The sequence below is a fragment of the Actinokineospora fastidiosa genome, from assembly GCF_014648415.1.
Taxonomy (GTDB): Bacteria; Actinomycetota; Actinomycetes; order Mycobacteriales; family Pseudonocardiaceae; genus Actinokineospora; species Actinokineospora fastidiosa.
This window is the reverse complement of the sequence record NZ_BMRB01000002.1, coordinates 145,260-158,093: the sequence shown is the minus strand read 5'-3', so window position 1 is coordinate 158,093 and position 12,834 is coordinate 145,260. Positions and strand designations below refer to the sequence as shown.

Below are 12,834 nucleotides of genomic sequence, written 5' to 3'. Positions count from 1 at the left end.
GAGATCAGTACGCCCCGACGAGTGAGGAGAACGACGGTGTCGCAAGCAGTCGGGCAGGCGGATCTGTCCTTGGTGGACGCCTACTGGCGGGCCGCGAACTACCTCTCGGCAGGGCAGATCTACCTGCTGGACAACCCTCTGCTGACCCAGCCTCTGGCCCCTGAGCACATCAAACCCCGACTGCTCGGGCACTGGGGGACCACACCCGGGCTGAACTTCGTCTACGCCCACCTCAATCGGGTGATCAAGGCCCGGGAGCTGGATGTGCTGTTCGTGACCGGACCCGGCCACGGCGGGCCCGCGCTGCTGGCCAACACCTGGCTCGAGGGCTCCTACAGCGAGACCTACCCGGACGTGCCCAGGGACGCGTCCGGGATGCGGCGGCTGTTCCGCCAGTTCTCCTTCCCCGGCGGGGTGCCCAGCCACGTCGCGCCGGAGGTGCCCGGCTCAATTCACGAGGGCGGCGAGCTCGGCTACTCCCTGGCGCACGCCTTCGGGGCCGCGTTCGACAACCCGGACCTGCTGGTGGCCTGCGTGGTCGGCGACGGCGAGGCCGAGACCGGACCGCTGGCCGCCAGCTGGCACGCGAACAAGTTCCTCGATCCGGCCAGCGACGGCACCGTGCTGCCGATCCTGCACCTGAACGGCTACAAGATCGCCAATCCCGCCGTCCTGGCCCGTATCCCGCACGAGGAGCTGGACGCGCTGCTGCGCGGCTACGGCTACGACCCCCGCTACGTCGAGGGGGAGGACCCGACCGCGATGCACGCCCGCATGGCCGAAGTGCTCGACCAGGTGATCGACGACATCCAGCGCATCCAGCACGAAGCACGCGCGGGGCAGGACGGTGCCCGCCCGCGCTGGCCGATGATCGTGCTGCGCAGCCCGAAGGGCTGGACCGGACCCGCGACCGTGGACGGCGTGGCGGTCGAGGGCACCTGGCGCTCCCACCAGGTCCCGCTCGCCGGCGTCCGCGACAATCCCGACCACCTGCGGCTGCTGGAGTCCTGGCTGCGCGGGTACCGCCCGGAGGAACTGTTCGACGAGCGCGGCGCGCCGCGCCCCGAGCTGTCGGCACTGGTCCCCGACGGCCCTCGGCGCATGGGGTCCACCCCGCACGCCAACGGCGGCCTGCTGCTGCGCGACCTGCACATCCCCGACATCCGCGCCCACGCCGTGGAGGTCGCCAAGCCCGGCGCCACCACCTCGGAGCCGACGAGGGCGTTGGGCCGCCTGCTGCGTGACGTGATGGTCGCCAACGCCGACGCGCGCAACTTCCGGCTCTTCGGACCGGACGAGACGGCCTCCAACCGGCTCGACGCGGTGTATGAGGCCAGCGACAAGCAGTGGCAGGCAGAGACGCTGCCCGTCGATGAGCACCTCGGCCGCCAGGGGCGGGTCGTCGAGGTGCTGTCCGAGCACCTGTGCCAGGGGTTCCTGGAGGGCTACCTGCTCACCGGCAGGCACGGGCTCTTCAACTGCTACGAGGCGTTCATCCACATCGTCGACTCGATGTTCAACCAGCACGCGAAGTGGCTCAAGACCCACCAGAAGCTCGTGTGGCGCCGACCCGTCGCCTCGCTGAACTACCTGCTCAGCTCGCACGTCTGGCGGCAGGACCACAACGGCTTCTCCCACCAGGACCCCGGCTTCATCGACCACGTGATGAACAAGAAGGCCGAGGTCGTCCGGGTCTACCTCCCGCCGGACACGAACACCCTCCTCACCGTCGCCGACAGCTGCCTGCGCAGCCGCGACGCGATCAACGTCGTCGTCGCGGCGAAGAACGAGACACCCGACTGGCTCGGCATCGAGGACGCGGTCCTGCACTGCGCCAGGGGCGCGGGCATCTGGGAGTGGGCGAGCACGGACGACGGCGACGTGGAACCGGACGTGGTGCTCGCCTGCGCGGGCGACGCGCCCACCATGGAGGTGCTCGCCGCCACCGCGCTCCTGCGCGAGCACCTGCCCGGGCTGCGGATCCGCGTGGTCAACGTCGTCGACCTGATGCGCATGCAACCGGACACCGAGCACCCGCACGGCATGCCCGACCGCGAGTTCGACGCGCTGTTCACCCGCGACCGGCCGGTCATCTTCGCCTACCACGGCTATCCGTGGCTGATCCACCGGCTGACCTACCGCCGCACGAACCACGCCAACCTCCACGTCCGCGGCTACAAGGAGGAGGGCACCACGACCACGCCGTTCGACATGCTCGTGCTCAACGACATGGACCGCTACCGCCTCGTCATCGACGTCATCGACCGGGTGCCCGGGCTGGGGCCGAGGGCGGCGCGGCTGCGTCAGCACATGCAGGACCAGCGCGCCCGCCACCACGCCTGGATCCGCGAGCACGGTGAGGACCTGCCCGAGGTGCGCGGCTGGACGTGGCAGTTCTGATGTCCGCCGTGCTCGTGGTCAACGCGGGCTCGTCGAGCCTCAAGCTGCGCGTCCTCGATGCCGATGACACCGTCCTGGCGAGCCACGACATCCAGCGGTGGACAGGTCAGGACGAGACCGCGCCGATCGCGGACTTCCTGGCCGACGCGCCGAAGGTCCACGCCGTCGGGCACCGGGTCGTGCACGGCGGCCCGGAGTTCACCGGTCCCGTCCGCCTCGACGCCGAGACGCGCGCGGCGATCGAGCGGCTGAGCGAGCTGGCGCCCCTGCACCAACCCCGCGCGCTGGCCGGGATCGACGCCGCCACGGCCCTGCTGCCCGACGTGCCGCAGGTGGCGTGCTTCGACACGGCGTTCCACGCCACGATGCCGCCCTCGGCGGCGACCTACGCCCTGCCCGCCGCGTGGCGCCGTCGATGGGGCCTGCGCCGATACGGGTTCCACGGCCTCTCCCACGCCTACGCGTCGCGGCGGGCGACCGGGCTCGCGGGACTGGCCGTGGAGCGGGCCCGGGTGGTCGTCTGCCACCTGGGAGCGGGGGCGTCCGTCGCGGCGGTCGCAGGCGGGCGCTCGGTGGACACCACCATGGGGTTCACCCCCTTGGCGGGGCTGGTGATGGCCACCCGCAGCGGCGACGTCGATCCCGGCCTGCTGCTGTGGCTGCTGCACGGCGACCGGCTCACCCTCGACGACCTGGCCGACGGGCTGGAGCACGCCTCCGGGCTCGCGGGGCTCAGCGGCCACGGCGGCGACATGCGTGACGTGCGCCGCGCCGCCGCCGCGGGCGACCCGCACGCCGCCCTGGCGCTGGAGGTGTACGTGCACCGCCTCCGCCAGGCCGTCGCCGCCATGGCCGCGTCCCTCGGCGGCCTCGACCTGCTGGTGTTCACCGGCGGCGGGGGCGAACACGACGCCGCGCTGCGGGCGGAGACCGCCGCCGGGCTCGGCTTCCTGGGAATCACCCTCGACGACGAGCGCAACCGCGGCACCTCGGAGGACGCCCGCATCAGCGCACCGGACGCGACCGTGACGACCTGGGTCATCACGGCCCGCGAGGACATCGAGATCGCCGCCCAGACCCGCGCTGCGCTGCGAGCGCGCTGATCCCGCCGAAGCCGTCAGCCGGTGTGCTGGTCGAGCATCCCCGGCCCGAACACCTCGTAGCGGAGGCGCTCGGCGGGGAGTCCGCGGCGCAGCAGGGACGATCGGACATCCCGCATGAACGGCACCGGCCCGCACAGGTAGGCGGTGGTGTCCGGGGTCAGCGGAAGGATGCCGGGGTCCATCCGGCCGGGGCGCGAGTCGTTGTGCTGGCCGGACTCGTACCAGGTCAGGCAGTCGGAGTGGGTCAGGCCCGCGAGGGCGTGCGCGCAGTCGGCGCGCAGGGCGTGGTGGGCGGGGGAGCGGTCGGCGTGGGCGGCGACGACCGGCCGCGTGGGCTGGGTGCGGGCGAGGTGGTCGAGCATGGCCGCCATGGGGGTGATGCCGATTCCCGCGCTGATCAGGAGCACCGGGGATGTGGCGGGGACGAGCGTGGTCTCCCCGGCGGGCGGTCCGACCAGCAGGGAGTCGTCCTCGGCCAGGTGGTTGTGCAGGTGGGTGGACACCATGCCGTCCGGTGTCGCGGCGGTGCCGCGCACCCGGCGCACTGTGATCCGCATCGACCCGCGGCCGGGCCCCTGGGACAGCGAGTACTGGCGGGGCTGGCGGCGGCCGTCGGGCAGATCCACCGCCACGGAGACGTACTGCCCCGGGGTGAAGTCGGGGATCGCGTCGTCCCTGTCGGGAATCAGGGTGAACGACACGGTGTCGACCGCCTCGTCGAGGCGCTTGGCCACCCGCCAGCGCCGCCACAGGGCGGTCGGCTCCACTCCGGCCCGCTGGTAGAGACGGGCCTCGGCGGCGATGAGCCTGCAGGCGAGCAGCCAGTAGACCTCGTCCCACGCCGCGGCGACGGCGGGGGTGACGGCGTCGCCGAGGACCGCGGCGACCGAGGCCAGCAGGTGGCGTCCCACGACCGGGTACTGGTCGGCCCGGATGCCCAGGGACACGTGCTTGTGCGCGATCCGCTCGGCGACCATGTCGAAGCCCCCGCCTGGCGCGTCGCCCAGCAGGTGCTCGGCGAAGGCGACCACCGCGGACGCCAGTGCAACCCGCTGCCTGCCGTCGGCCTGGTTTCCCTGGTTGAACAGGTGGAGAAGGTCAGGGTGGGCGGCGAACATCGACGGGTAGAAGTGGGCGGTGATGTCGACGGCGTGGGCGCGGACGACGGGCAACGTGGCGCGGACAACGGCCGCGGAGGCTGCGGACAGCACGGAATCTCCTTCAGTGGGACGCTGTCCTCACTCTGCGGCCGCGCCTGAGCGGGAGATAGGGAAGCAACGACCGCAAGATCAAGGACCTTGGTCCCGGGCGATCCCGCGGGCGGTCGTGGTCAGTCTCGCGGGACGCGGATGACGTCGCCGGGGTTGATGATGTCGGGGTTGGTGATGGTGCCGGGGTTCGCGGCGACGAGGCGGTGGTGGAGGGCGCCGTTGCCGTAGTGCTGGGCGGCGATGCCCCACAGCGTCTCGCCCTGCTGGACGACGTGCTCGGAGTACACCCGGTACCCGGGGACGATCTTGGGTCCGTACACGACGGGAACGACGACCTTGTCGAGCTCGGCGCCGTCGTCGGGGGAGGTGTGGAAGACCTCCACGAACAGCCGGTCGAGCGTGAAGGCCGCCCCCGCGACGTCGACGGTGATCTGGAACTGTCCGTGGCCGCCGATGCCGTCGCCCGCCATGAAGTGCCCGGTCACCTCGTCGTGACCTTCGTGGACGCGATACTCGAAGTTCGCCTCGAAGGCGCCCCCCGCGACCCCGGCCACCATGATGGTGCTGCCCACCAGGTCGTACATCCTGGGCTGCTGCACATCGATGCTCATGACTTTGCCCCCTTTCGCCACACCAGCCTGACCCCCGCCGCGCGGACCTCGCCAGGGCAGGAAGACCCGCGCGGCGTCGGCCGATCGTCAGTCGGCGGCGGTCACCAGGCCGTAGCCGCCATCGTCCCGCCGGTACAGCAGGCGTCCGCGACCGTCGGTGTCGTCGAGGTAGAACAGCGCGGGTTCTGCGGACAGGTCGAGGCGCGCCTGCGCCTGCTGGGCGGTGAGCCGTGCGGCGCTCTGGTCGGACGGCCACACGGGCAGGTCGGGACCGATCCACGGCGGAGTGCCGTGCGCGGCGGCGAGGAGGTAGCCCTCCGTCGTGCGGCGGAGCAGGCAGTCCTCACCGGATGTGTGGGTGAACAGGTGGAACGCGTAGTCCAGGGCCTCCATGTCGGCGATGGCGTCCTCCACCGAACAGCGGTCGGCGCTGTAGGTCGGGTGCGACACCACCGTCCGGCCAGGAGCGGGCCCGTCGTGGACCGTGGTCACGCGGTGACCGCGCCCGCGCCGGGAGTGGGTGCGGAGCTGGCGCGCCAGGCGGTGGGTGAGGCGGTCCACGGCGGTCCGGGCGGTGTCGGCGCGGGCGTGGGTGTGCAGCACCGTGCCGTCGACGTCGACGTGCGACGTCGCCTCCACCGCCTCGGCGACCGCGGGGTCGGGCAACCGGGTGATCGTGATCCGAACCCTGTGCACCGGTCCGTGCGCGTGCTCGAGCGCGGCGTTGACCTTCGCTTCGGCGTACTCGCCGATGCCCAGGCCCAACACGCCGCGAACGGTCACGATAGGGGCGGTCCGGTCGGTTGTCGCGTGACTCATGGTGTCTCCTGTGGAGCGTGGACTGACAACTCGAGACTGGAGTGCGGGCAGGGCAGGCGCACAGGGACTTCCGTCGCACCCGCGTCGGGACCGTCGGCAGCCGAGGACCACTTCGCGCTTTGGTCCCCCGGAGGTCGGGGCTTTGGTCGCTGTCGCGAGCCGCTCTCGGCGCGGTGGGCTGAAGCCAGGTTCGCGAAAGGAGAGACGATGACCAGCCTGATCCCCCGCAACACCGCGATCGCCGACCTGTTCCGCGTCCTGGAGGAGGGCTTCCCCTTCGCCGGGCGCCACGTCGTCAGGGTCGAGGACTACCAGGAGGACGGCCAGTACGTCCTGCGCGCCGAGCTCCCCGGCGTCGACCCCGCCCAGGACATCGATGTCAGCGTCGACGGGAACCTGCTGACCGTCACGGCCGAGCGCTCGGACAGCAGGCACGAGAGGACCCACTCGGAGTTCCGCTACGGCTCCTTCGGCCGGTCCGTCCGCCTGCCCGCGGGCGCCGACCCGGCCGGGATCACCGCGAGCTACGAGGCGGGCGTCCTGGAAGTCCGCGTGCCGATCACCGAGGCGAGCCCGGCCCGGCGCATCGCCGTCGAGGTCGGCAAACCCTGACGAGGGAGGGTGTGATGAAAGCGCGGGACGTGATGACCAGGCCCGTGGTGAGTGTCCGCGCGGGCACGACCATCCGCGAGGCGATCGCCATCCTCACCGACAAGGGGTTCGCCGCGTTGCCCGTGGTCGACGACGCGGGCCGCGTGATCGGGCTGTTCAGCGAATCCGACGCCCTGGCCGCCACCTCGGGGGCCGATCACCGGGACGACCCGGTGTCCACGGCGCTGAGCAGGCCGGTCGAGGTGGCCGCGCCCACCGACGACACCGCCGCGATCGCGGCCCGCATGCTGCGCGGGCGCCTGCGGTGTGTGCCGGTGGTGGAGGAGGGCGTGCTGGTCGGCATGGTCGCCCGGCGGGACCTGCTGCGCGTGCTCGTGCGCGACGAAGACGTGGTCGCCGCGAACGTGCGGTCCCTGCTCGACGACTACGCGGGCAGCACGAGGCGCTGGTCGGTCACCCTGCGCCGCGGCGCGGCGACGGTGACCGGCGAGTTCGCCGATGAGGCCGAGCGCCGGGTCGTCACCGCCCTGGTCCGCACCGTGCCCGGGGTGACCTCGGTGCAGGTGGGTCCTGTCCACGCCGACCTGGCCTGGACCGACTGAATCCGGGTGGCCGGGCGCCCACCGTGCGGTGCTCGGCCGCCCGAAACCCGACGACCACCGCACGGGCGGTGGGAACCCGACAGGGAAGACCGATGGCGACGATCAGCGTGACCCACCTGCATGGCAACCGCTTCCTGGCCACCACGCGCAACCACCCGGTGCTGGTGGACCAACCGGGCGACGACATCGCCCCCACCCCCGTCGAGCTGTGCGTGATGGCACTGGCGTCCTGCGCGGCGCACTACGCCGTCGGCTACCTGCGCGCCGAGGGCCTGTGCGACCGGGGCGTCACCGTCGAGTGCCGCTGGTCGATGCGGCCGAACCCGGCGCGCGTCGGACGGGTCGAGATCGCGGTGCGCACCCCGCAGCCGCTGACCGACAAGCACCGCTGCGGGCTGCTCGCCGCGGTCGACCACTGCACCGTCCACAACACCCTGCGCCTACCGCCGGACATCGACGTGCGCGTCACCGACGGCGCCAGCCTGGCGGGCAGCCGATGAACGCCGACGCCGCACCCGCGGTGGACTTCCTGGGCGGGGTAGGCACGGTCACCGGCAGCAAGCACCTGATCTCCTCCGGCACCGCCCGGGTCCTGGTCGACTGCGGCCTGTTCCAGGGACTGTCCTCGCTACGCAAGCGCAACTGGTCGCGCCCGCCGCTGGACGTGTCCGAACTGGACGCCGTCGTGCTGACCCACGCCCACCTCGACCACACCGGCTACCTGCCAGTCCTGGTCCGCGAGGGCTGGCGCGGGCCGGTGTACGCCACCGCGGACACCGCGCGGCTGGCCGAGATCCTGCTCGCCGACAGCGCCCACCTCATGATGGAGGAGGCCGCGCACGCCAACGCCCGCGGCTGGTCCAAGCACCACCCGGCCCTCCCCCTCTACGACCAGCGCGACGCCGCCGCGGCGGTGGCCTGCCTGCGACCCGTCGACTTCGACACCCCGTTCACCGTCGCCGACGGCGTGGAGGCGGAGTTCGGCACCGCAGGGCACATCCTCGGCTCGGCATGGGTGCGCCTGGGCCTCGCAGGCGGCGCCAAGACCGTGGTCGTCAGCGGAGACCTCGGCAGGCCCGGACACCCCCTGCTCAACTCGCCTCGCCCCCGCCCCGCCTGCGATGCACTGCTGCTGGAATCGACCTACGGCCTGCGCTCGCACGACGACACCGGCGTCGACGAGCACCTGGCGGAAACGATCAACACCACCGTCCGCCACGGCGGCAGCGTGCTGATCCCCGCCTTCGCCGTCGACCGCACCGAGGTCGTGCTGATGGCCCTGGCCCGCCTGCGGCGAGCCGACCTGATCCCGGACCTGCCGGTCCTGGTCGACAGCCCGATGGCCCTGGCCTCCCTGCGCGTCTACCGCCAGGCGATCGCCGACCACGACCCACGACTGCGCCCCGAACTCTGGTGCGGCGACGACCCCTTCGCCCCACTGCGCCTGCACGAACTGCACACGGTCGAGGAGTCGATGACAGCCAACCACCCGCGAGTGCCCTCGATCATCGTCTCCGCCTCGGGCATGGCCACCGGCGGACGCGTCCTGCACCACCTCAAACACCTCCTTCCCGACAACCGAAACACGGTGGTCATCGTCGGCTTCGCCGCCGCGGGCACCCGAGCCCGCCTCCTGGCCGACGGCGCCCGCTTCATCAAGATCCACGGCTACTACGTCCCGGTCCGCGCGACAGTCCGCGTCCTCGACGGCTTCAGCGCCCACGCCGACGCCGAGGACCTCATCGCGTGGGCCACCGCCGCGCCCCCACCTCACACCGCCTACCTCGTGCACGGCGAACCCGACGCCAGCAGCACCCTCGCGCAACGCCTGCGCGACGACCACGGCTGGAACGCCGTCGTTCCCCGCGAGGGCGAACACGTCCTCGTCTGAGGTGGCGTCTCGTACCTGATAGAACCGAACGTGTTGCTCACGACGCTTCAGAATGTGACCCCGTGGGTCCAACTCGTCCACGAGGCCTGACGCGCCATCGCGATCCGGATCGGTCCCCACTACCTCGTGGGGATCACGAAGACGTGACCGTGCACAACCTCACTCAGGAACTGCCGGATCGCCGTCCAGTGCAGCGGTCGTGGGGCGTATCCGTCGAAGTAGCTCAGCGGGAGGTGCGTGATCAGCAGCATCGCGGCGACCAGCACCGCGACCTGGGGCGGCGTCAGCTCACGTCCGGTGTGCCGCAGGTGGAGCACGAGGACGACGACCAGGTTGGTCACCAAGAGGAAACCCCACCGGTCCTTGTCCCAACCGGCGAAGGCGAGCGTGGCGGGCATGGTGATGGCGGCGGCCGCGATGACGCCGTGGACCAAGGCGAGCGGCGGTCTGCTCACGTTGACCGTCAGCGCGTCACCGACGAGACGCAGAACCAGGAACGCGACTACGGCGATCGTCAGGAACGGCGCGAGGTAGAGCAGCACCTTGCTGACGCTGTAGAGCTGCCAACTCTGGCTCTGGGTGCGGTTGAACAGCGCCAAGGCATCCGGCCGGTAGGGGAAGTCGGCCTGCGCCACCGTGGCCGCCAGCCGGCCGGTAGCACCCGGCGCCGCCGGAGCGACGGCAAGTAGCACGGCGCCGGTCACCAGGGCGGGCGGCGCCAGGGCGGCCAACGCCCGCCAGAACGCCAGCCGCCACAGCGCCACCATCGCGAAGATCGGCAACACGGTCAACACCGTGATCTCGTGCGCCAGCACGCTGAGCGTCATCACCGCGACGGCGAGCACCACCCGGTTCCGGTGGAGCAGCCACAACGCGGCGAACAACAGGAGGTAGAGGACGTGGTCGTAGTAGCCGACCTCGTGGAAGAAGTAGCCCCCGGTGGGCAGCAGCAGCCAGCCCACGATCAGCAGCCGCACGCTGGCCGATCCCGTCCGCAGATAAACGCCGACCACCACACCCAGCACCGCGGCCGACACCAGGAAACTCCACCCCGCGAAGACCCAGTAGTCGTAGTCAGTCGCCAGGGCGAGCGGTCGCAACAGCGTGCCGACCAGCACACGGCGACGGAAGCCGTCGGTGACTGATACGGAATGCAGCGTGGCGGTCCACGCGCTGGGCGCCCGGAACCCGGTGTAGACCGCCAGACCGATCGCCACGACCAACAGCCCGATCGCCAACGGGCGAGCGCGCAGAATCCCGGGCACTGGCTCGCGTGTCGTCATGCCATCGCCATCGACCTGGGCATGCCGACGAGCAGCGGCCCTCATGACCTTGGTCGCAGGCGCACCCGCCACATCCGCCATCCCGAGAACCCCATCCGCTCGAATGATCCGTGGCGCCCACCGCTTCGCTCTGACCTGCGTGGTGAACGCGGCTCCTGTCCGGCTAGGGGCTGGCGGACGCCTCCGCGTCCCTCTCGGGCCTCTGGCCAAGGATGCGGCCCCGCACACCGCGGTCACCTTCCGCTTGGCGGCGCCCACCCACGCTGCTGCTGTGCCTCCGTCGCGGATAGGAGCCCCTGGACCGGCGCCACACCCCGAGCGTGCCGAAGAGCAGGAGGACCGCCCCGGCGACCAGCACGCTCGCCGCGGCGCCCACGGTGCCGCCGGTCCAGTCCCACAGGGCTTGCGGTACGGCGACGGTCGTCCCGATGACCGCGCCCGCGAGCAGGACCGGATGGCGGTAGCGGGCGTAGGCGAGCGAGCAGAACACCGCGATCCCTGCGGTGAGGATGTAGGCCCAGGTGACCCGGCCGAGCCCATCGATCGCCAGCTGGGCGCCGATCAGCGCGGTGGCCACCGCGATCCCGTACCCGGCCCAGGCCGGTCGCACGAGTTCGGACACGGTAAGAGCGCCCCACAGCACGCCCAGTGCCACCAGGGCCGCCGCCGCGGCCCGCCCCTCGCCCCCGGCCTCGGCCAGCACAAGGTCGACGACCAGGGCGAACGCGCTGATCCCCGCGACGCCCAGGCTGGGCAGTGATGGCAGGTACGCGTAGGTCAGAGCCGACAGGGCCAAGGCGGTCGAAGCAGCCCACATCCCTGCATGGGCGGTTGCGACAGTGCCCGCGGCCAGGGCACCGACCCCGGCGCCGAGAGCGAACAGAGCGGTCGCGGCGCGGTGGCCCGCGCGGCTGCCGTGCTGGCTGACCAGCAGTCCAGCCACGAGCAGACCCGCGGTCGCCCCCAGCACCACAAGGCTGCGCGCCGGGCGCGACAGGTCCGCCCAGGAGGTGGCGACCATCAGCGCCGCGCCCACAAGGACCAAGCCGCCACCGAGGTACGCGAGGATCTCGCTGCGCCTAGCGGTCGCCGGGACCCGTTCCTCGGCGAGGGCGTCACGCACCGCATCGTGTTGCCAACTGGCCAGAACGCCCTCCCCAACCAGCTTGCGCAACGCTGCTTCCTGTTCCGATGTCAGGACCCGGTCCATGACTGCTCCCTGTTCGCCGCGTGCACCGCCCCGTCGGGCATCCGAAGGCGATCATGTCCAGCGCGCAGCAACCGGGTAAGGGACGTGCGTCCCTACTCAAGCGCGTCCAAGGTCTCCACTCGCGGAACGAATCCGGAACCTCTCGACCCCCCGGGTCCCCACAACCCGATTACCGCCTCCGACGACACCTCTACTCGTCCCGCGCGCCGTCGAACCGCCGCTTCCGATGGAACCGAACAGCATGTCCAGACAGGGTCGCGCCCGGCGGTGGCGCAGGCAGCGCAAAAAGAAGGCGACAACTGACATCAGCGTCGAGCGCCTGACAGCGGCACTCAACGCAGCCGACAAGAACGAGCTGTATCGCCTGCTAGGACTGAACGTCAGATTCGACAAACACGCCCACCTGGTGGAGGCTCATGCCGATCCTTCACCAGGTTGGGCGTACTGATTGTGTCCGAGGGGCGACTTGCGCACTAACCACACGCGTCTACCTGAATTGAGGTTGTCCCGTGCAACAGCCACTGGGACATCTGCCTGGACACCCAAATACGTACTCTGACCTGGGAGAACGTGCCGGGGACAGGCTGCCGAGGACGTGCCCTTCCCGTCCAAATACCTTCCGTGGACGTACGTTGGCGTGCGGTTCAGCGCAGGACGGACCGGCCGCTAGATGTTCCGACGTGGTCGACGTACGCTCTCGCCCGCGAGTCACCGACGGCCAACCGTTTGGAGCCTGACTCCGGACGGTAAGGTACGCCTACCAAGGCAACGCGGGTGTGGGTCCACCGTAAGGACCCGCCGCTGTCGACGTGTCCAGCGGCGCCTTAAACACACGGTTCACAGCCGGTGTCTACGACCGTCAGAGGGCGAACTTCCTGGTGCTCCCGGCCGGTGTGCTCAAGGCGGTTCCTCGCTCACGTGCCTTGGCGTCCGCGGAGCCAAGACGATGCGGCTTGACAGCCATCCATCGACCCCCCGGCCCGGCTAGTGGCTAACGACCACGGCGGGGTGATGCCCAGCGGGCTCACCCACCTCCATCGACGCAGCCACTCCGTGCGCCGAGGGGGGGCTCCACCTGCGGGGGGGGGGGGG

At 71.2% G+C, this 12,834-nt stretch carries 11 protein-coding genes; 6 read left to right on the top strand and 5 right to left on the bottom strand.

Translation table 11 applies throughout. The annotated features are described in order from the left end of the window. Positions 1-36: 36 nt before the first annotated feature. The gene (locus IEY98_RS10805) at positions 37-2,400 is read left to right on the top strand and encodes a phosphoketolase family protein (protein WP_229786798.1); all 2,364 of its coding nucleotides are present in this window, start codon (positions 37-39) and stop codon (positions 2,398-2,400) included. Next, positions 2,400-3,503, top strand: coding sequence for an acetate/propionate family kinase (locus IEY98_RS10800; protein WP_189211713.1), 1,104 nt, complete (start codon positions 2,400-2,402; stop codon positions 3,501-3,503). The genes IEY98_RS10805 and IEY98_RS10800 overlap by 1 nt, the downstream gene beginning before the upstream one ends. 14 nt (positions 3,504-3,517) lie before the next feature. Here the strand turns inward: IEY98_RS10800 and IEY98_RS10795 are convergent, their stop codons facing one another. The 3 genes from IEY98_RS10795 to IEY98_RS10785 form a co-directional block, all read right to left on the bottom strand. Beyond that, positions 3,518-4,714 carry a globin domain-containing protein gene (locus tag IEY98_RS10795; RefSeq protein ID WP_189210301.1) on the bottom strand — a complete coding sequence of 399 codons (1,197 nt, stop codon included), beginning with the start codon at positions 4,712-4,714 and terminating at the stop codon, positions 3,518-3,520. Positions 4,715-4,833: 119 nt separating this feature from the next. Then, positions 4,834-5,325: a Gmad2 immunoglobulin-like domain-containing protein gene (locus tag IEY98_RS10790; RefSeq protein WP_189210300.1), complete on the bottom strand. Its 492-nt coding sequence runs from the start codon at positions 5,323-5,325 to the stop codon at positions 4,834-4,836. Positions 5,326-5,412: 87 nt separating this feature from the next. Further along, positions 5,413-6,144: an HPF/RaiA family ribosome-associated protein gene (locus IEY98_RS10785; RefSeq protein ID WP_189210299.1), complete on the bottom strand. Its 732-nt coding sequence runs from the start codon at positions 6,142-6,144 to the stop codon at positions 5,413-5,415. A 207-nt stretch (positions 6,145-6,351) separates the two neighbouring features. Between IEY98_RS10785 and IEY98_RS10780 the strand changes: the two genes are divergently transcribed. The 4 genes from IEY98_RS10780 (at position 6,352) to IEY98_RS10765 (ending at position 9,249) form a co-directional block, all read left to right on the top strand. Then, a complete protein-coding gene (locus IEY98_RS10780) occupies positions 6,352-6,756 on the top strand; it encodes an Hsp20/alpha crystallin family protein (RefSeq protein ID WP_189210298.1) in 405 nt (134 codons plus the stop codon). A 14-nt stretch (positions 6,757-6,770) separates the two neighbouring features. Beyond that, positions 6,771-7,358: a CBS domain-containing protein gene (locus IEY98_RS10775; protein ID WP_189210297.1), complete on the top strand. Its 588-nt coding sequence runs from the start codon at positions 6,771-6,773 to the stop codon at positions 7,356-7,358. A 92-nt stretch (positions 7,359-7,450) separates the two neighbouring features. After that, positions 7,451-7,858 carry an OsmC family protein gene (locus IEY98_RS10770; protein WP_189210296.1) on the top strand — a complete coding sequence of 136 codons (408 nt, stop codon included), beginning with the start codon at positions 7,451-7,453 and terminating at the stop codon, positions 7,856-7,858. Continuing rightward, positions 7,855-9,249: an MBL fold metallo-hydrolase RNA specificity domain-containing protein gene (locus IEY98_RS10765; RefSeq protein ID WP_189210295.1), complete on the top strand. Its 1,395-nt coding sequence runs from the start codon at positions 7,855-7,857 to the stop codon at positions 9,247-9,249. Before IEY98_RS10770 ends, IEY98_RS10765 begins: the two co-directional genes overlap by 4 nt. A gap of 119 nt (positions 9,250-9,368) precedes the next feature. Here IEY98_RS10765 and IEY98_RS10760 read toward each other — a convergent pair whose 3' ends face one another. Both IEY98_RS10760 and IEY98_RS10755 read right to left on the bottom strand, forming a co-directional pair. Continuing rightward, a complete protein-coding gene (locus IEY98_RS10760) occupies positions 9,369-10,613 on the bottom strand; it encodes a hypothetical protein (protein WP_189210294.1) in 1,245 nt (414 codons plus the stop codon). A gap of 82 nt (positions 10,614-10,695) precedes the next feature. Further along, positions 10,696-11,742: a DUF2157 domain-containing protein gene (locus IEY98_RS10755; protein ID WP_189210293.1), complete on the bottom strand. Its 1,047-nt coding sequence runs from the start codon at positions 11,740-11,742 to the stop codon at positions 10,696-10,698. Between the last annotated feature and the right edge of the window lie 1,092 nt (positions 11,743-12,834).